Annotated in this window: 13 protein-coding genes; 6 read left to right on the top strand and 7 right to left on the bottom strand. The window is 59.1% G+C overall.

The features are described from left to right. Window positions 1-303 precede the first annotated feature (303 nt). A complete protein-coding gene (locus QFI97_RS03310; protein WP_095104963.1) occupies window positions 304-1,653 on the top strand; it encodes an NCS2 family permease in 1,350 nt (449 codons plus the stop codon). A 148-nt stretch (window positions 1,654-1,801) separates the two neighbouring features. Beyond that, window positions 1,802-3,448, top strand: coding sequence for a Na+/H+ antiporter (locus QFI97_RS03305; RefSeq protein ID WP_095104965.1), 1,647 nt, complete (start codon window positions 1,802-1,804; stop codon window positions 3,446-3,448). Window positions 3,449-3,533: 85 nt separating this feature from the next. On the opposite strand, the gene QFI97_RS03300 is transcribed toward QFI97_RS03305, so the two are convergent. After that, a complete protein-coding gene (locus QFI97_RS03300; protein WP_331833777.1) occupies window positions 3,534-4,418 on the bottom strand; it encodes a LysR family transcriptional regulator in 885 nt (294 codons plus the stop codon). Between the two features lie 103 nt (window positions 4,419-4,521). Between QFI97_RS03300 and QFI97_RS03295 the strand changes: the two genes are divergently transcribed. Then, window positions 4,522-4,932 carry a CidA/LrgA family protein gene (locus QFI97_RS03295; protein ID WP_331833776.1) on the top strand — a complete coding sequence of 137 codons (411 nt, stop codon included), beginning with the start codon at window positions 4,522-4,524 and terminating at the stop codon, window positions 4,930-4,932. After that, the gene (locus QFI97_RS03290) at window positions 4,925-5,614 is read left to right on the top strand and encodes an LrgB family protein (RefSeq protein ID WP_095104971.1); all 690 of its coding nucleotides are present in this window, start codon (window positions 4,925-4,927) and stop codon (window positions 5,612-5,614) included. The genes QFI97_RS03295 and QFI97_RS03290 overlap by 8 nt, the downstream gene beginning before the upstream one ends. A gap of 33 nt (window positions 5,615-5,647) precedes the next feature. On the opposite strand, the gene actP is transcribed toward QFI97_RS03290, so the two are convergent. The 3 genes from actP to acs all read right to left on the bottom strand — a co-directional run bounded on the left by actP (window position 5,648) and on the right by acs (window position 9,754). Next, window positions 5,648-7,297 carry a cation/acetate symporter ActP gene (actP, locus tag QFI97_RS03285; protein WP_095104973.1) on the bottom strand — a complete coding sequence of 550 codons (1,650 nt, stop codon included), beginning with the start codon at window positions 7,295-7,297 and terminating at the stop codon, window positions 5,648-5,650. After that, window positions 7,294-7,608, bottom strand: a complete 315-nt coding sequence (locus tag QFI97_RS03280; protein ID WP_045853423.1) for a DUF485 domain-containing protein — start codon at window positions 7,606-7,608, stop codon at window positions 7,294-7,296. The genes actP and QFI97_RS03280 overlap by 4 nt, the downstream gene beginning before the upstream one ends. Window positions 7,609-7,798: 190 nt before the next feature. Beyond that, a complete protein-coding gene (acs, locus tag QFI97_RS03275) occupies window positions 7,799-9,754 on the bottom strand; it encodes an acetate--CoA ligase (protein ID WP_346430574.1) in 1,956 nt (651 codons plus the stop codon). A 414-nt stretch (window positions 9,755-10,168) separates the two neighbouring features. On the opposite strand from acs, the gene gltP reads away from it, so the two are divergent. Then, a complete protein-coding gene (gltP, locus tag QFI97_RS03270) occupies window positions 10,169-11,479 on the top strand; it encodes a glutamate/aspartate:proton symporter GltP (RefSeq protein ID WP_095104979.1) in 1,311 nt (436 codons plus the stop codon). A 197-nt stretch (window positions 11,480-11,676) separates the two neighbouring features. Here the strand turns inward: gltP and QFI97_RS03265 are convergent, their stop codons facing one another. Next, the gene (locus QFI97_RS03265; RefSeq protein ID WP_095104981.1) at window positions 11,677-12,360 is read right to left on the bottom strand and encodes a tetratricopeptide repeat protein; all 684 of its coding nucleotides are present in this window, start codon (window positions 12,358-12,360) and stop codon (window positions 11,677-11,679) included. A gap of 189 nt (window positions 12,361-12,549) precedes the next feature. After that, window positions 12,550-14,697: a formate dehydrogenase subunit alpha gene (gene fdhF / locus QFI97_RS03260; RefSeq protein WP_346430573.1), complete on the bottom strand. Its 2,148-nt coding sequence runs from the start codon at window positions 14,695-14,697 to the stop codon at window positions 12,550-12,552. Between the two features lie 272 nt (window positions 14,698-14,969). Between fdhF and QFI97_RS03255 the strand changes: the two genes are divergently transcribed. After that, the gene (locus tag QFI97_RS03255) at window positions 14,970-15,701 is read left to right on the top strand and encodes a response regulator (RefSeq protein WP_346430572.1); all 732 of its coding nucleotides are present in this window, start codon (window positions 14,970-14,972) and stop codon (window positions 15,699-15,701) included. A 54-nt stretch (window positions 15,702-15,755) separates the two neighbouring features. Here the strand turns inward: QFI97_RS03255 and QFI97_RS03250 are convergent, their stop codons facing one another. Continuing rightward, complete coding sequence (locus QFI97_RS03250; protein WP_095104546.1) at window positions 15,756-16,697, bottom strand: ABC transporter substrate-binding protein; 942 nt, start codon at window positions 16,695-16,697, stop codon at window positions 15,756-15,758. Window positions 16,698-16,715 lie beyond the last annotated feature (18 nt).

Genomic DNA, 16,715 nt, shown 5'->3' with positions numbered 1-16,715 from the left:
TCGGCTGGTTATTTCCTGAACGTCATAAGCGAAATTTAGCGAAATACGACAAACTTCAGTTGAAAAGGGCCATCTAAAGGCTGGATAATCGTTTGCCTTATTATTTTGCTCGCTATTTATCCTGCTAACAGGGGGTGAGTAAAGTAATTTTGACCACCGTATTGTATGCGCGGAGTTAAACGTTTGCTTTTTTTGCAGCCCCCCTGGCGCTGCGATATAGCACAAGGAGATCGCGTTGAACTGGCAGTGGATGGTCCACCACGCATACCGACGAATGATAAAAATTCTCAGGGGAAGTTTTCTATGTCTACGCCTTCAGCGCGTACCGGCGGTTCATTAGACGCCTGGTTTAAAATTTCGGCTCGCGGCAGCTCCGTGCGTCAGGAAATTCTTGCAGGTTTAACCACTTTTCTGGCGATGGTGTACTCGGTAATTGTGGTACCGGGCATGCTCGGTAAAGCCGGGTTCCCACCGGCGGCGGTGTTTGTCTCCACCTGTCTGGTAGCGGGCGTCGGCTCTCTCGTTATGGGGCTGTGGGCCAACCTGCCGCTGGCAATCGGTTGTGCTATCTCGCTGACCGCATTTACCGCCTTCAGCCTGGTGCTGGGGCAGCAGATCAGCATCCCGGTTGCGCTGGGCGCCGTGTTCCTGATGGGCGTGCTGTTTACCATTATCTCCGCGACCGGTATTCGTAGCTGGATCTTACGCAACCTGCCGCAGGGCGTTGCGCACGGCACCGGTATCGGTATTGGCCTGTTCCTGCTGCTGATCGCCGCCAACGGCGTGGGCCTGGTGATTAAGAACCCGCTGGACGGCCTGCCGGTCGCGCTGGGTAATTTCGACAGCTTCCCGGTGATTATGTCGCTGTTGGGGCTGGCGGTGATTATCGGCCTCGAAAAGCTGAAGGTGCCTGGCGGTATCCTGCTGACCATTATCGGCGTGTCGATCGTGGGCCTGATTTTCGACCCTAACGTCCACTTCTCCGGTATTTTTGCTATGCCGTCGCTGAGCGACGACAAAGGCAATTCGCTGATCGGCAGCCTTGATATCATCGGCGCGCTGAATCCGATAGTTCTGCCGAGCGTGCTGGCGCTGGTGATGACGGCGGTATTTGATGCCACCGGCACCATTCGCGCGGTAGCGGGGCAGGCGAACCTGCTGGACAAAGATGGGCAGATCATCAACGGCGGTAAAGCGCTGACCACCGACTCCCTGAGCAGCGTCTTCTCCGGCCTGGTCGGCGCGGCGCCGGCGGCGGTGTATATCGAATCGGCCGCAGGTACCGCCGCCGGCGGTAAAACCGGCCTGACCGCGGTGACGGTCGGCGTGCTGTTCCTGCTGATCCTGTTCCTTTCTCCGCTCTCCTATCTGGTTCCTGCATACGCTACCGCTCCGGCGCTGATGTATGTCGGTCTGCTGATGTTGAGCAACGTGGCGAAAATTGATTTTAACGATTTTGTCGATGCGATGGCGGGCCTGATTACGGCGGTCTTTATCGTGCTGACCTGCAACATCGTTACCGGCATCATGATCGGCTTCGCGTCGCTGGTGATTGGACGCCTGGTTTCCGGGGAGTGGCGCAAGCTGAACCTCGGCACCGTGATCATCGCTGCGGCGCTGGTTATCTTCTACGCCGGCGGTTGGGCAATTTAAGCTATTTTTGCTGACAACGGGCGGCTCAGGCCGCCCGTTTAATTTTTAAGCCACATCCTGTTTCCTTTTGCGTTAATCTGAGTAGCGTATCATTTCGAGACATGACGCCTCAGATGTAAAAAAAGAAAACGCAGCAAACAGGGAACACATGGAAATATTCTTTACCATACTCATCATGACCCTCGTGGTCTCTCTCTCCGGGGTGGTTACACGCGTACTGCCCTTTCAGGTTCCACTACCTTTAATCCAAATCGCCATCGGCGCGCTGTTGGCCTGGCCTACCTTCGGCCTGCACGTCGAATTCGACCCCGAACTCTTCCTGGTCCTCTTTATTCCGCCGCTGCTTTTTGCCGATGGCTGGAAGACGCCGACCCGCGAGTTCATTGAGCACGGGCGAGAGATTTTTGGCCTCGCGCTGGCGCTGGTGCTGGTAACGGTGGTGGGGATCGGCTACCTCATCTACTGGATAGTCCCAGGCATTCCGCTGATCCCGGCCTTTGCGCTGGCGGCGGTTCTGTCGCCAACCGATGCGGTAGCGCTGTCCGGGATCGTCGGTGAAGGGCGCATCCCGAAAAAAATTATGGGGATACTGCAGGGCGAAGCGTTGATGAACGACGCCTCCGGCCTGGTCTCGCTGAAGTTTGCCGTCGCGGTGGCGATGGGTACGATGGTCTTTACCGTCGGAGGGGCGACGGTCGAGTTCTTCAAGGTAGCGATAGGCGGCATCCTCGCCGGTTTTGTCGTCAGCTGGCTGTACGGGCGCTCGATGCGCTTCCTCAGCCGCTGGGGCGGCGATGAGCCGGCAACGCAGATTGTGCTGCTGTTCCTGCTGCCGTTTGCTTCCTACCTGATCGCTGAACACATCGGTTTTTCCGGGATTCTGGCCGCGGTCGCGGCGGGGATGACCATCACCCGTTCCGGGGTGATGCGCACCGCGCCGCTGGCGATGCGCCTGCGTGCGAACAGCACCTGGGCGATGCTGGAGTTCGTGTTTAACGGCATGGTGTTCCTGCTTTTAGGCCTGCAGCTGCCGGATATTCTGTCGAGCTCGCTGGTGGCGGCGGAAGCGGACCCCAACGTTGAAACCTGGATGCTGTTTACCGACATTATCCTGATTTACGCCGCGCTGATGCTGGTCCGTTTTGGCTGGCTGTGGACGATGCGCAAGCTAAGCCAGCGCTTCCTGAAGAAGAAACCGATGGAGTTTGGCTCCTGGACAAACCGCGAGCTGCTGATCTCCTCGGTGGCCGGGGTGCGCGGGGCGATTACCCTCGCCGGCGTACTGTCGATACCGCTGCTGCTGCCGGACGGCGACGTTTTCCCTGCACGCTATGAGCTGGTGTTCCTTGCCGCCGGGGTCATTCTGTTCTCGCTGTTTGTCGGCGTGATTGCGCTACCGATCCTGCTGCGCCACATTGAGTCGACCGACCATGTCCAGCAGCGTAAAGAGGAGCGCCTGGCGCGCGCGGCAACGGCGGACGTGGCGATCGTGGCGATTCAAAAGATGGAGGAGCGGCTGGCGGCGGATACCAAAGAGAATATCGATAACCAGCTGCTGACGGAGGTCAGTTCACGCGTGATCGGTAACCTGCGCCGGCGGGTCGACGGCCGTAACGACGTGGAAACCTCAATCCTCGAAGAGCAGCTTGAGCGCCGGTTCCGCCTGGCGGCGCTGCGTTCAGAGCGCGGCGAGCTGTACCATCTGCGCGCGACCCGCCAGATCAGCAACGAGACGCTGCAGAAGCTGCTGCACGACCTTGACCTGCTGGAAGCGCTGTTAATCGAAGATCAATAATCGCCGCCGCGCCCCGTCGGGGCCGTGCGGTTGGCTGATCTGTAGTTGGTAGCCCGGACCGGCGCAACGCGCCGCCTCCGGGCGTTTACTCATTCAGCCAGAAGCTTTTACTGCACGCCAGCCACGCCTGCGCGCTATGCGACAGGTAAACGCCCTCCCGCCAAATCATTCCCAGCTCCCAGCGCAGCTCGCTCTGCAGCGGTATCGTGTAAAAATGCCGGGTATCGAGGCGCTCACAAATCGGCTGCGGCAGGATCGCCACGCCAATTCCCGCCTGAACCATAGCGGCGAGGAAGTCCCACTGCCCGCTGCGCACCGCGATACGGGGTTTCACCTCGTAGTCGGTAAACAGCTGCATCAGCTGCTGGCTGAGGGCGAAATCTTCGTTATAAATCACCAGCGGATGGGCGGCGAGCTCCTGCGGTGACAGCGAGCTAACGCCCTCCCATGGCGCCGTTCGCGGTGCCAGCACGCACAGCGGATGGTTGAAAAGCGGCAGCGTCGCCAGGCCGCTCTCCTCATCGACCGGCAGCGCCGTCATCGCCAGGTCCAGTTCGCCGTTGCTGACCGCCTGCTGCACGGTCAGCCCGCCGAACTCGGCAATTTTCAGCTCCACGCCCGGATAGCGCTGACGAAACAGGCCGATAGGCTCGGCCATCAGCATCCCGACCATCGGCGGGATCCCCAGCCGCAGAATGCCCTTATGCAGATGGTTAATATCGCTAAGCTCAGATTCCAGCTGGCGAAATTCGCCCAGAATCGCCTGCCCGCGCTCGAAAACCACCCGGCCGGTATCGGTCAGCAGGAGCCTGCGGCCGTCGCGAATAAGCAGCGTACAGTTGAGCTCATCTTCGAGGTTTTTTAGCATCTTGCTGATGGTGGGCTGCGTGACGAACAGTTTCTCTGCCGCGCGAGTGAAGCTCTGCTGGCGGACGACTTCGACAAAATAACGCAGCGTGCGGATATCCATAATTATTCCCTGAGACTATACCTGTGATGATTTTAATTCATTTCTGTCCAACCTGGCGGCTCACTATACTGCTCGCCTGGCTTCTTTTTCAGGAATATCGCTCATGGCCTTCGTGCCAGCTCGCGTTACCCCCTTCGTTGTGCAACGCCTTCAGGTACCGGTTCAGGTACTGGTTTATGCCGGACTGTTTGTCTGCGCTCAATATCTGGTTAACTGGCTGCACCTGCCGCTCCCGGCAAATTTAGTCGGCATGCTGATGCTGCTGGCATTAATCGTCTGTCGGGTGATCCCGCTGAACTGGGTGCGTGCCGGCGCCCGCTGGCTGTTGGCAGAAATGCTGCTGTTCTTCGTGCCGGCGGTGGTGGCGGTGGTCAACTACACCCAGCTGCTGATGGTGGACGGCTGGCGCATTCTGCTGGTGATTGCGCTGAGCACGACGCTGGTGCTGGGGGCGACGGCGTGGGTGGTGGATAAAGTTTATCGCTACGAAATCAGCAGGATGAAGCATGAGTGATCTCCTGTTGAGCATCCTGTGCCTGATCGTGACGCTGGCGCTCTATTTTGCCAATAAACGCCTCTATCGCCGCTTCCACAGGCTGCCGCTGATGCCGCTGGTCTTTACCCCGATACTGCTGGTGCTGATTCTGGTCTTTGGCCATATTTCGTATCAAAGCTATATGGGGGAGGCCCACTGGCTGCTGTGGCTGCTGGGGCCGGCGACGATCGCTTTCGCCGTGCCGGTGTATGACAACCTGGCTATTATTAAACGCCACTGGATGTCGCTGAGCGCCGGGGTGCTGACGGCCTCAATCGTGGCGGTCTGCAGCTCGGTCTGGCTGGCGCGCCTGTTCACCCTTTCCGATGAGATTCAGCGCAGCCTGGCGGTGCGTTCGGTCACCACGCCTTTTGCGCTGGCCGCGGCCCGGCCCCTCGGCGGTCAGCCGGATCTGGTCGCGCTGTTTGTGGTGGTGACCGGGGTATTTGGCATGGCGATCGGCGATGTGCTGTTTTTGCGCCTGTCGATTCGTGCAGGGATGGCTAAAGGGGCGGGATTCGGCGCCGCTTCGCACGGCGCCGGAACCGCGCGCTCCTATGAGCTCGGGCCGCAGGAGGGCGTTGTCGCCAGCCTGGTGATGATGCTTTCGGGAGTGGTGATGGTGCTGGCGGCGCCGCTGGTGCGCCTGCTGATGTTTTGATGAGCCCCGGCCGTCTGGCCGGGGTTAAGAGGCTTAATGCGCCTGGCCGCGTTCGATACCGATACCGGTCTGTGAACGGATAAACTGGGCGCGGAACAGCTCGCGTTCGCGCAGCCCTTCCGCCGAGGTATCGGTAGCAGAGAAGAACCAGATGCCGATAAAGGCGATGGCAATCGAGAACAGCGCCGGGTACTCGTACGGGAAGATCGCCTTCTCATGGCCGAGGATCTGGACCCAAATGGTCGGGCCGAGGATCATCAGGATGACGGCGGTCAGCAGGCCCAGCCAGCCGCCAATCATCGCTCCGCGCGTGGTCAGCTTCGACCAGTACATCGACAGCAGAATGATGGGGAAGTTACAGCTGGCGGCAATCGAGAACGCCAGTCCGACCATGAAGGCAATGTTCTGATTTTCGAACAGAATCCCCAGCAGAATGGCAACCACGCCGAGGATCAGCACGGTAATTTTCGATACCCGCAGCTCATCGCGCTCGCTGGCGCCCTTACGGAAGACGTTGGCGTACAGGTCGTGGGAGACCGCCGACGCGCCGGCCAGGGTTAAGCCCGCGACCACCGCAAGGATGGTGGCGAAGGCCACTGCCGAAATAAAGCCGAGGAACAGATTGCCGCCCACCGCGTCGGCGAGGTGCACCGCCGCCATGTTGTTGCCGCCGATAAGCGCGCCCGCCGCGTCTTTAAACGCCGGATTCGCGCCCACCAGCATGATGGCGCCGAAGCCGATAATAAAGGTCAGGATATAGAAGTAGCCCATAAAACCGGTGGCGTAGAATACGCTTTTACGCGCTTCGCGCGCATCGCTCACGGTGAAGAAACGCATCAGAATATGCGGCAGACCGGCGGTACCAAACATCAGCCCCAGCCCAAGCGACAGCGCCGATATCGGGTCTTTCACCAGTCCGCCAGGGCTCATAATTGCCGCCCCTTTAGGATGGACCGCCATCGCTTCGCTGAACAGGTTATTGAAGCTGAAGCCGACGTGCTTCATGACCATAAAGGCCATAAAGCTGGCGCCGCACAGCAGCAGAACCGCCTTAATGATCTGTACCCAGGTGGTCGCCAGCATGCCGCCAAACAGCACGTACAGCACCATCAGCACGCCGACCAGCACCACCGCAACGTGGTAGTTAAGGCCGAACAGCAGCTGGATAAGCTTGCCCGCGCCGACCATCTGCGCAATCAGATACAGCGCCACCACCACCAGCGAACCGCAGGCGGAGAGGGTGCGGATTGGCCCCTGCTTCAGGCGATAGGAGGCGACGTCGGCAAAGGTATAGCGTCCGAGGTTGCGCAGGCGTTCGGCAATCAGGAACAGAATGATCGGCCAGCCGACCAGGAAGCCGAGGGAGTAAATCAGCCCGTCGTAGCCGGAGGTATAAACCAGCGCGGAGATCCCGAGGAAGGAGGCGGCGGACATAAAGTCGCCGGCAATCGCCAGCCCGTTCTGGAAGCCGGTGATGTTCCCCCCGGCGGTATAGTAATCGCTGCGCGAGCGTACCCGTTTTGACGCCCACCAGGTGATATAGAGCGTCAGGGCGACGAAGATCAGGAACATGATAATCGCCTGCCAGTTTGTCGGCTGGCGCTGCACCGCGCCGGCGATCGTATCGGCCGCGTTTGCGGCAGCCGGGAGCGTGGCAGCAAGCGCCGTCAGAACTTTCTTCATGATGCCTGCACCTCTTTGAGAACGCTTTTCGTCAGACGATCGAATTCGCCGTTGGCCCGCCAGACGTAAACCCCGGTGAGCAGGAAGGAGATAACGATGACGCCAATGCCGATGGGGATGCCGCGGGTGACGCTGGTTCCCGCGTGCAGCGGCGTACCCAGCCAGCCGGGGGCAAAGGCGATAAGCAAAATGAAGCCGACATAGATAACCAGCATGATCAGTGACAAGATGGCGGCAAACCTTTGCCGGGTTGCAACTAACTCCCTGAAATGCGCACTATTTTCTATCCGCTGACAAATTTGATCATTCATCATAGCGTCTCCAGAGGTATTCCTTTCGTCATCCACGCGCGAGACGTCGGCAGCACTTGTCCGCCCGACAGCTAACCGTCGGGAATCCACCTGCTTACCGCTTTCCTGCTGCCTGGAATCCTTAGGAAGGTTTTATGTTGATCTCCTCTCCCCGGTAGGGGAGAGGGTGTAGGGATTCAGTACGTACTGGCTATGGCATTGCGATGGACTGCTTCTCTTCGAGCAGTTTTTCCACCACGCCAGGATCGGCGAGCGTTGAGGTATCGCCGAGGTTGCTGGTGTCGCCGGCGGCAATCTTGCGCAGGATGCGGCGCATGATTTTACCGGAGCGGGTTTTCGGTAACGAATCGGTCCAGTGCAGCACATCCGGGGTTGCCAGCGGGCCGATCTCTTTACGCACCCAGTTGCGCACTTCCGCGTACAGCTCCGGCGTAGGCTCTTCGCCGTGATTCAGCGTCACGTAGGCGTAAATTGCCTGACCTTTGATGTTATGCGGAATGCCGACCACCGCCGCTTCGGCGATTTTCGGGTGTGAAACCAGCGCCGATTCAATTTCGGCGGTGCCCAGGCGGTGGCCGGAAACGTTCAGCACGTCATCCACGCGGCCGGTTATCCAGTAGTAGCCATCCTCGTCGCGGCGCGCGCCGTCGCCGCTGAAGTACATATTTTTAAAGGTGGAGAAGTAGGTTTGCTCGAAGCGCTCGTGGTCGCCGAACAGGGTACGCGCCTGGCCAGGCCAGGAGTCGGCGATGGCGAGGTTGCCCTCGGTGGCCCCTTCCAGCGGCGTGCCTTCGTTATCGACGATCACCGGCTGAACGCCGAAGAACGGACGGGTGGCGGAGCCGGCCTTCAGCTCAATAGCGCCCGGCAGCGGGGTGATCATAAAGCCGCCGGTTTCGGTCTGCCACCAGGTGTCCATCACCGGGCATTTCTCGTTGCCGATTTTTTTCCAGTACCACTCCCAGGCTTCCGGGTTGATCGGCTCGCCGACGGAGCCCAGAATGCGCAGGGAAGAGCGGTCGGTGCCTTCGATGGCCTTATCACCCTCGGCCATCAGCGCGCGGATCGCCGTCGGTGCGGTATAAAGGATGCTGACCTGGTGTTTATCCACCACCTGGCACATGCGCGCCGGAGTCGGCCAGTTTGGTACCCCTTCAAACATCAGCGTCGTCGCGCCGCAGGCCAGCGGGCCGTACAGCAGGTAGCTGTGGCCGGTTACCCAGCCCACGTCGGCGGTGCACCAGTAGATATCGCCAGGATGATAGTCGAATACGTATTTGAAGGTCGTCGCCGCATACACCAGGTAGCCCCCGGTGGTGTGCAGGACGCCTTTCGGCTTGCCGGTTGAGCCTGAGGTATAGAGGATAAACAGCGGGTCTTCCGCGTTCATCTCTTCCGGCTGATGCTGGTCGCTGGCGTTTTCCAGCAGATCGCTCCACCACAGGTCGCGACCCTCGTGCCATTCCGTTTTGCCCCCGGTACGCTTGAGGACGACAACGTTTTCAATGCTGGTTACGTTAGGATTTTTCAGCGCGTCATCGACGTTTTTCTTCAGCGGAATAGCGCGACCGGCGCGCAGCCCTTCGTCGGCGGTGATCACCAGCCGCGAGCTGGAGTCGATGATGCGCCCGGCCACCGCTTCCGGCGAGAAGCCGCCGAAAATAACCGAGTGGATGGCGCCAATGCGCGCGCAGGCCAGCATAGCGACCGCCGCTTCGGGCACCATCGGCATATAGATAGCGACCACGTCGCCTTTTTTAATCCCGAGGCCGAGCAGGGCGTTGGCAAAGCGGCACACGTCGCGATGCAGCTCGCGATAGGTAATTTTCTTGCTCTGGCTGGCATCGTCGCCTTCCCAGATGATGGCCGTCTGCTCGCCGCGCTCCGCAAGGTGGCGATCGAGACAGTTAGCCGCCAGGTTCAGCGTTCCATCTTCATACCATTTGATAGAGACGTTGCCCGGGGCAAATGAGGTGTTCTTCACGCGCGTATAGGGCCGCATCCAGTCGAGGATTTTTCCCTGCTCACCCCAGTACGCGTCGGGATCGGTCACAGACTGTTGATACTGCGCCTTGTACTGTTCCGGGTTAATCAGGCAGCTGTCCGCAATATTTGCGGGAATAGAGTGTTTATGTATTTGGCTCATGGCTTTTTTTCTCCTGTAGGTTGTTAAATATATGTCAAATAAACGTTAATAGTAGGGGCTTTGAGAGCTTTGTTTGCTATTTGGGGGGCAGATCACGCATTAATTCAACTGAATGAAAATTAATCAAATGAAACTTTTAAGTGGAATAATTTCGCAAGTGAATTTATAGAAATGGAATCGATTAAAATTTTTTTATAACAGATACTTATGCAATGTAAGTGGGGGGAATTAGCGGCTTTATGCATAAAACCAGAGTAAAGGCCTGTTCTTAAACGCTTGCGCAGCAGGCCGTGCAAATGATACTCATATCGCGCGTTAAAAAACCCCATAGAGCAACGCAACACAATTCATACCCCTTTCAGTGGGTAACATTACCTCCGGTAATGGTGCCTTTCATTGAGGAAGTCTGTAGTGATGAAAAAAACAAAAGTCAGCCTGGCCTGGCAAATTTTGCTGGCCCTGGTGCTGGGCATACTCCTGGGCAGTTATCTGCATTACCACGCCGAAAGTCGTGACTGGTTAATCTCGAACCTCCTGACGCCTGCGGGCGATATCTTTATCCACCTGATCAAAATGATCGTGGTGCCGATTGTGATTTCGACGCTGGTGGTCGGGATTGCGGGCGTTGGCGACGCTAAGCAGCTGGGGCGCATTGGCGCCAAAACGATTATCTATTTTGAAGTGATCACCACGGTGGCAATCGTGCTGGGGATTACCCTGGCCAACGTTTTCCAGCCGGGAACCGGCATTGATATGTCGCAGCTGGCGGCGGTCGATATTTCGAAATACCAAAGTACGACGGCGGAAGTGCAAAGCCACGCGCACGGGCTGATGGGGACGATTCTGTCGCTGGTGCCGACCAATATCGTCGCCTCGATGGCGAAAGGCGATATGCTGCCGATTATCTTCTTCTCGGTGCTGTTCGGTCTGGGCCTCTCCTCGCTGCCGGCAACGCATCGTGAGCCGCTGGTGACCGTTTTCCGCTCCATTTCCGAGACCATGTTCAAAGTGACGCACATGGTGATGCGCTACGCGCCGGTGGGGGTATTTGCGCTGATCTCCGTGACCGTCGCCACCTTTGGCTTCGCCTCCCTGTGGCCGCTGGCCAAGCTGGTGATTCTGGTCTATTTCGCGATTCTGTTCTTTGCGCTGGTGGTGCTGGGACTCGTCGCACGGGTCTGCGGCCTGAGCATCTGGATCCTGATTCGCATCCTGAAAGACGAACTGATCCTCGCATACTCCACCGCCAGCTCCGAAAGCGTGCTGCCGCGTATTATTGAGAAAATGGAAGCCTACGGCGCGCCGGCCTCAATCACCAGCTTCGTGGTGCCGACCGGCTACTCCTTTAACCTCGATGGCTCGACGTTATACCAGAGCATTGCGGCGATCTTTATCGCCCAGCTGTACGGGATTGACCTGTCGCTGTGGCAGGAGATTACCCTGGTGCTGACCCTGATGGTGACCTCGAAAGGGATTGCTGGCGTACCGGGCGTCTCCTTCGTGGTGCTGCTGGCGACGCTGGGCAGCGTAGGCATCCCGCTGGAAGGCCTGGCCTTTATTGCCGGCGTTGACCGTATCCTCGATATGGCGCGTACCGCGCTGAACGTGGTGGGGAATGCCCTGGCGGTGCTGGTTATCGCCAAGTGGGAACACAAATTTGACCGTAAGAAAGCGCTGGCGTACGAGCGTGAAGTGCTGGGCAAATTTGATAAGACCGCGCAATAAACGCGTAATGAAATAGCAAACCCGGCGCCATGCGCCGGGTTTTTTTATCGTAGGGCAGGGGATTCCAGTCAACGGTGGTTTGGGCGAAGGCCGTGTTTTAAGTTCCGTTCACATTCCACAGAACTTACGCTACAGCGCTAGCCACAACGCACGCCTTCGCCCAAACCACCGTAAAAAGCCATCCGGGCGCGAAGAGGCTACCCCTTGGTTATCCGCTCAAACTCCTCGCATCCGGTATCAAATCCCTCCTGACAGCTGACGTTTAGCCAGTGCAGGGCCTTCTGCTGATTGGGTTCGATAAAGCCTTTCTCCCCCTGCTGGAACATCATCCCGGCCCAGTACTCGGCGTAGCCGGTGCGGGACAGCGAGGAGCTGCGTTTAAAATAGAGCGTGGCCGCGGCGTCATCTTCCGCAATCTGCACGCCGCTGGCGTAAATCAGCCCGAGCAGCATCTGCGCGTCAACGGCGGAGTCGCTTTCCGGGTCCTGGGCCGCGTCCTGTAGCAGGGTTATGGCGTGCGAATAGTCCGGCTTGCCGGCCTGATGATTAACCAGCACCCGGGCAAGGACGATCTCCCCGGCCTTGCTGCCGGCCTGCACCGACTTTTCCGCCAGCTGCCTGGCCTGCTTGTAATCGGCGTTCTGCGGGTTGCGGATCTTCAGCTGCGCCAGCAGCGCCAGCGCATCGCCATCGCCGCTTTCCGCCGACTTCTGCGCCCAGTATTCGGCCTGCGGATAGTCGCCCGAACTGACGTAGGTATCGGCGAGATAGTACTGCGCGCGCGGGTCGCCCGATTCTGCCTGCTGTTTGTACTGACTGCCTGGTTCCGTGGCGTTTGTGGCGGCAGAGACCAGCGCCAGTAATAAATAGAGGTATTTCATTTTTTATTATCGGTAGAGAACATTGTGAGCAGTATAAAGGGAGGAGCAGGAGAAGAAAATGACAGGCACGAAGCAGGCATGATGAAAGCAGGGCGATAAATTTGTCCTTCCGGTAAGCATCGCGCCGCCGGAAGGACCGATCCGCATCCCGGAAAGGCGCTGCGCGCGCCTCCGGGAAAACGGTCTGACTTAACCCATCGCGCTTTCGCGCAGGCGGGCTTTTAGCCTGCTGTACTCATCGATCACGTACTGCTCGGCGGCCCGCTGGTCGGCAATACGCTCAACGTTAACCGCGCAGTACTTGTACTCCGGCGTTTTGGTTATCGGGCTCAGGTTCTCGGTCACCAGCTCGTTGCAGGCGCCAATCCACCACTGGTAGGTCATATACACCGCCCCTTTATTCGGCCGCTCGCTGACCTGCGCGCGGGTGATGATGCGCCCCTTACGCGAGTTCACCCACACCAGCGCCTGATCCTCGATGCCCAGACGCGCGGCGTCGGCGGTATTGATTTGCGCGTAGCCCGGCTCGTCCGCCAGCGCGGCCAGCGCCGCACAGTTACCGGTCATCGAACGGCACGAGTAGTGGCCGACTTCGCGCACCGTGGAGAGCACCATCGGGTACTCCTCGGTGAGCTTGTCGATCGGCGCGACCCAGTCGCAGGTGTAGAACTGCGCCAGCCCGTTGGGGGTATCGAACCGCTCTTTAAACAGATAAGAGGTCCCCTGGTCGGCGGCGGATTCGTCGCGGCACGGCCACATGATGTAGCCCAGCTCGCCCATCTTCTCGTAGGTGGCGCCGTAAAAATCCGGACACAGATGGCGCAGCTCGTCCCAGATCTCCTGGGTGTTGCGGTAGCGCATCGGGTAGCCCATCCGGGTGGCGATCTCGCTGATAATCTGCCAGTCGGTTTTCAGATCCCACTTCGGCTCCACCGCCTTAAAGAAGCGCTGGAAGCCGCGGTCCGCGGCGGTATAAACGCCTTCATGCTCGCCCCACGAGGTGGACGGCAGGATGACGTCCGCCGCCGCCGCGGTTTTGGTCATGAAAATATCCTGCACGATAACCAGCTCAAGCTCTGCAAAGGCTTTACGCACCGCCGAGAGTTCGGCATCGGTCTGCAGCGGATCTTCGCCCATAATATAGGCCGCCCGCACTTCGCCGTGGGCCGCCCGGTGCGGCAGCTCGCTGATGCGGTAGCCGGTGTGCGCCGGCAGGCTCTCCACGCCCCAGGCTTTGGCGAACTTCTCCCGGTTTTCCGGGAACTTAACGTACTGATAGCCCGGATAGGTATCCGGCAGGGCGCCCATATCGCAGGCGCCCTGGACGTTGTTCTGCCCGCGCACCGGGTTCACTCCGACGCCCGGCCTGCCGAGGTTGCCGGTCATGATCGCCAGGCTGGTCAGCGAGCGCACGGTTTCCACGCCCTGATAGAACTGGGTGACGCCCATGCCCCACAGAATGGCGGCGGATTTGGCGCCGGCGTACATCCGGGCGCAGGCGCGGATCTCCCGGGCGCTGACGCCGGTTATCTCTTCCACCGACTCCGGCGTATAGCCTTCAACGATTTTACGGTACTCCTCGAAGCCCTCGGTACGGCTGGCGACGAAGGATTTATCGTAGAGATCCTCTTCGATAATGACGTGGCCGATGGCGTTGAGCAGCGCGATGTTGGAGCCGTTTTTCAAGGCAATATGCATATCGGCAATGCGCGCGGTTTCAATCTTGCGCGGATCGCAGACAATAATCTTCGCCCCGTTGCGTTTGGCGTTAATCACGTGATTCGCCACGATGGGGTGTGAGTCGGCCGGGTTGTAGCCGAAGATAAAGACGAGATCGGTGTTATCAATCTCGGTGATGGCATTGCTCATAGCGCCGTTACCGACCGACTGGTGCAGACCTGCAACCGAAGGGCCGTGTCAGACGCGAGCGCAGCAGTCGACGTTATTGGTACCAATAACGGCGCGGGCGAATTTTTGCATCACATAGTTGGTTTCATTCCCGGTTCCGCGGGAGGAGCCGGTGGTCTGGATGGCATCCGGGCCGTACTTCTCTTTAATCGCGCTGAGGCGGGTGGCGACGTAGTCGAGGGCCTCGTCCCAGGAGACGGATTCCAGCCTGCCGCCGCGCTGGCGGCGGATCATCGGGGTTTTCAGGCGCGGAGTGAGAATTTGGGTATCGTTAATAAAGTCCCAGCCGTAGTAGCCCTTCAGGCACAGGGTTCCCTGGTTGGTTTTCCCCTGGGCCGCCTCAGCCCGGACGATTTTGCCGTTATCTACCACCAGGTTGATTTTGCAACCTGATGCGCAATACGGACAAACCGTGACGACTTTTTTCATCGGTCTTGCTCCCGTTAATCAGTTGACGCATACGCGCTATCACGCCGTCACTATGCATCTTCTATGCCATGTTTTCATTGTGGGTATTTCCTGATGATACGCCGGATTTTTGGGCGAAGTGCTGACGAAAAGCAGGGCGTCGTCAGTTTTGACGTGTCGAAGCGGGCGGAGTTGTGACATGGGTTGAAGAAACGCTATCCGGCAATGGATTTGTCGGAGTTGGTTTGCTGAATTAATCATACAGACATCCTCCCGGCGGGCAGAGGCAAGCTATGAAACCGGTCATTTTGGTTGTTGATGACGACAGCGCAATCTGCGAACTGCTGTGCGACGTGCTCAGCGCGCACGTTTTTGACGTGCTGGTGCGCCAAACCGGCGGCGAAGCGCTGGCGGTGGCGGCGCAGCGGGCGGATGTTTCCCTCGTCCTGCTGGACATGATTTTGCCTGATACCAACGGCCTGCTGGTGCTGCAGCAGCTGCAGCGCAGCAGACCCGATCTGCCGGTGGTGATGCTGACCGGTCTCGGGAGCGAAGCCGACGTCGTGGTGGGGCTGGAGATGGGCGCCGACGACTATATCGGCAAGCCGTTTAACTCCCGGGTGGTGGTGGCGCGAGTGAAAGCGGTGCTCAGGCGCAGCGGCGCGCTGGCGGCGGAGAGCGGCAGCGGCGGCGGTGCGGGGCTGATTTTTAACGGCTGGCGGCTGGACACCGGACGCTGCGAGCTGTTTAACCCCCAGCAGCAGCCGGTGCCGCTGACCCAGGGCGAGTACGGCCTGCTGCTGGCGCTGGCGCAGAACGCCCGGCGGGTGCTGAACCGCGAACAGCTGCTGACGTTGACCCATAGCGAGAGCATCGAGGTGTTTGATCGCACGATTGACGTGCTGATCATGCGCCTGCGGCGCAAAATTGAGCTTAATCCGCATCAGCCGGCGCTGATCAAAACCATGCGCGGCCTGGGCTATGTGTTCGCCGCAGACGTTATCCACGGCGATAAGGCGGCGTAGCCGCGAAGGGGCTAACCCCGGGCGCTTCCCGGGGCATTGCCTGGCCGATTCCGCTTACTTCACGGTCCAGCCTTTATAAGTACCAATGTTGTTTTTATCGATCATCGTCACCGGGATCAGCACCGGAGCCGTTGGCGCCGGTTTGCCCTGCAGGATGTCGTAGCCAATCTCTACCGCCTTCGCCGCCATCACCTGCGGGTCCTGGGCCGGGGTGGCGACAAACAGAGAATTCTTACGCTTCAACGCTTCTTCCCCGTCCGGACTGCCGTCGACGCCGACGATAAAGAACTCACGGCGCTGGGCCTGTTTTGCCGCCAGGTCCGCGCCGATGGCGGTAGGGTCGTTAATCGCAAATACGCCGTCGATTTTCGGATTGGCGGCCAGCAGCGAGGTCATAATTTCCAGGCCGCCTTCGCGGCTGCCCTTGGCGTTCTGGTTATACGACAGCACTTTGATATCCGGGTGGCGCTTGAACTCCGTCTGGCAGCCCTCGACGCGGTTCTGCACCGCAGAAACCGGCGGCCCGTTGATAATCACCACGTTGCCTTTCCCTTTCAGGCGGTCGGTGATGTATTTACAGGCCATTTCGCCCGCCTGGGTGTTGTCGGAGGTAATCGTGGCGTCCGCCCCTTCGGCGGCCACGTCCACCGCCACCACCACGATGCCGGCGTCTTTCGCCCGTTTCACCGCCGGGCCGATGCCCTTGGAGTCGGCGGCGTTAAGGATAATCATGTCGACCTTCGCGGCGATAAAGTTATCGATCTGCGCGACCTGCTGACCGAGATCGTAGCCGCTGGAAACCAGCGTCACTTTGACGCCATCCCCGGCCAGCTTGCGGGCTTCCAGCTCGGCGCCTTTGGTGATCTGGACGAAGAACGGGTTGGCCAGATCGCCGACCGTCACGCCGATGGATTTGAGTTCTTTAGCCTGGGTGAACGGCGCTGCGGCCAGCAGCGTGCCGGCACAGAGCGCGATCGCTAACGGTTTCAAACGCATATTGTCTTCCTCACTCGT

Origin of the sequence: Klebsiella scottii, assembly GCF_036561945.1 — a bacterium.
Lineage (GTDB): Bacteria > Pseudomonadota > Gammaproteobacteria > Enterobacterales > Enterobacteriaceae > Klebsiella > Klebsiella scottii.
The sequence above is the reverse complement of the archived record's forward strand: the minus strand, read 5'-3'. Positions and strand labels throughout refer to the sequence as shown.

What these genes read in the sequence shown, in the direction of transcription:
- QFI97_RS03310 (WP_095104963.1), top strand. Translation starts at nt 304, where the DNA reads ATGTCTACGCCTTCAGCGCGTACCGGCGGTTCATTAGACGCCTGGTTT.
- QFI97_RS03305 (WP_095104965.1), top strand. Translation starts at nt 1,802, where the DNA reads ATGGAAATATTCTTTACCATACTCATCATGACCCTCGTGGTCTCTCTC.
- QFI97_RS03300 (WP_331833777.1), bottom strand. Translation starts at nt 4,418, where the DNA reads ATGGATATCCGCACGCTGCGTTATTTTGTCGAAGTCGTCCGCCAGCAG.
- QFI97_RS03295 (WP_331833776.1), top strand. Translation starts at nt 4,522, where the DNA reads ATGGCCTTCGTGCCAGCTCGCGTTACCCCCTTCGTTGTGCAACGCCTT.
- QFI97_RS03290 (WP_095104971.1), top strand. Translation starts at nt 4,925, where the DNA reads ATGAGTGATCTCCTGTTGAGCATCCTGTGCCTGATCGTGACGCTGGCG.
- actP (WP_095104973.1), bottom strand. Translation starts at nt 7,297, where the DNA reads ATGAAGAAAGTTCTGACGGCGCTTGCTGCCACGCTCCCGGCTGCCGCA.
- QFI97_RS03280 (WP_045853423.1), bottom strand. Translation starts at nt 7,608, where the DNA reads ATGAATGATCAAATTTGTCAGCGGATAGAAAATAGTGCGCATTTCAGG.
- acs (WP_346430574.1), bottom strand. Translation starts at nt 9,754, where the DNA reads ATGAGCCAAATACATAAACACTCTATTCCCGCAAATATTGCGGACAGC.
- gltP (WP_095104979.1), top strand. Translation starts at nt 10,169, where the DNA reads ATGAAAAAAACAAAAGTCAGCCTGGCCTGGCAAATTTTGCTGGCCCTG.
- QFI97_RS03265 (WP_095104981.1), bottom strand. Translation starts at nt 12,360, where the DNA reads ATGAAATACCTCTATTTATTACTGGCGCTGGTCTCTGCCGCCACAAAC.
- QFI97_RS03255 (WP_346430572.1), top strand. Translation starts at nt 14,970, where the DNA reads ATGAAACCGGTCATTTTGGTTGTTGATGACGACAGCGCAATCTGCGAA.
- QFI97_RS03250 (WP_095104546.1), bottom strand. Translation starts at nt 16,697, where the DNA reads ATGCGTTTGAAACCGTTAGCGATCGCGCTCTGTGCCGGCACGCTGCTG.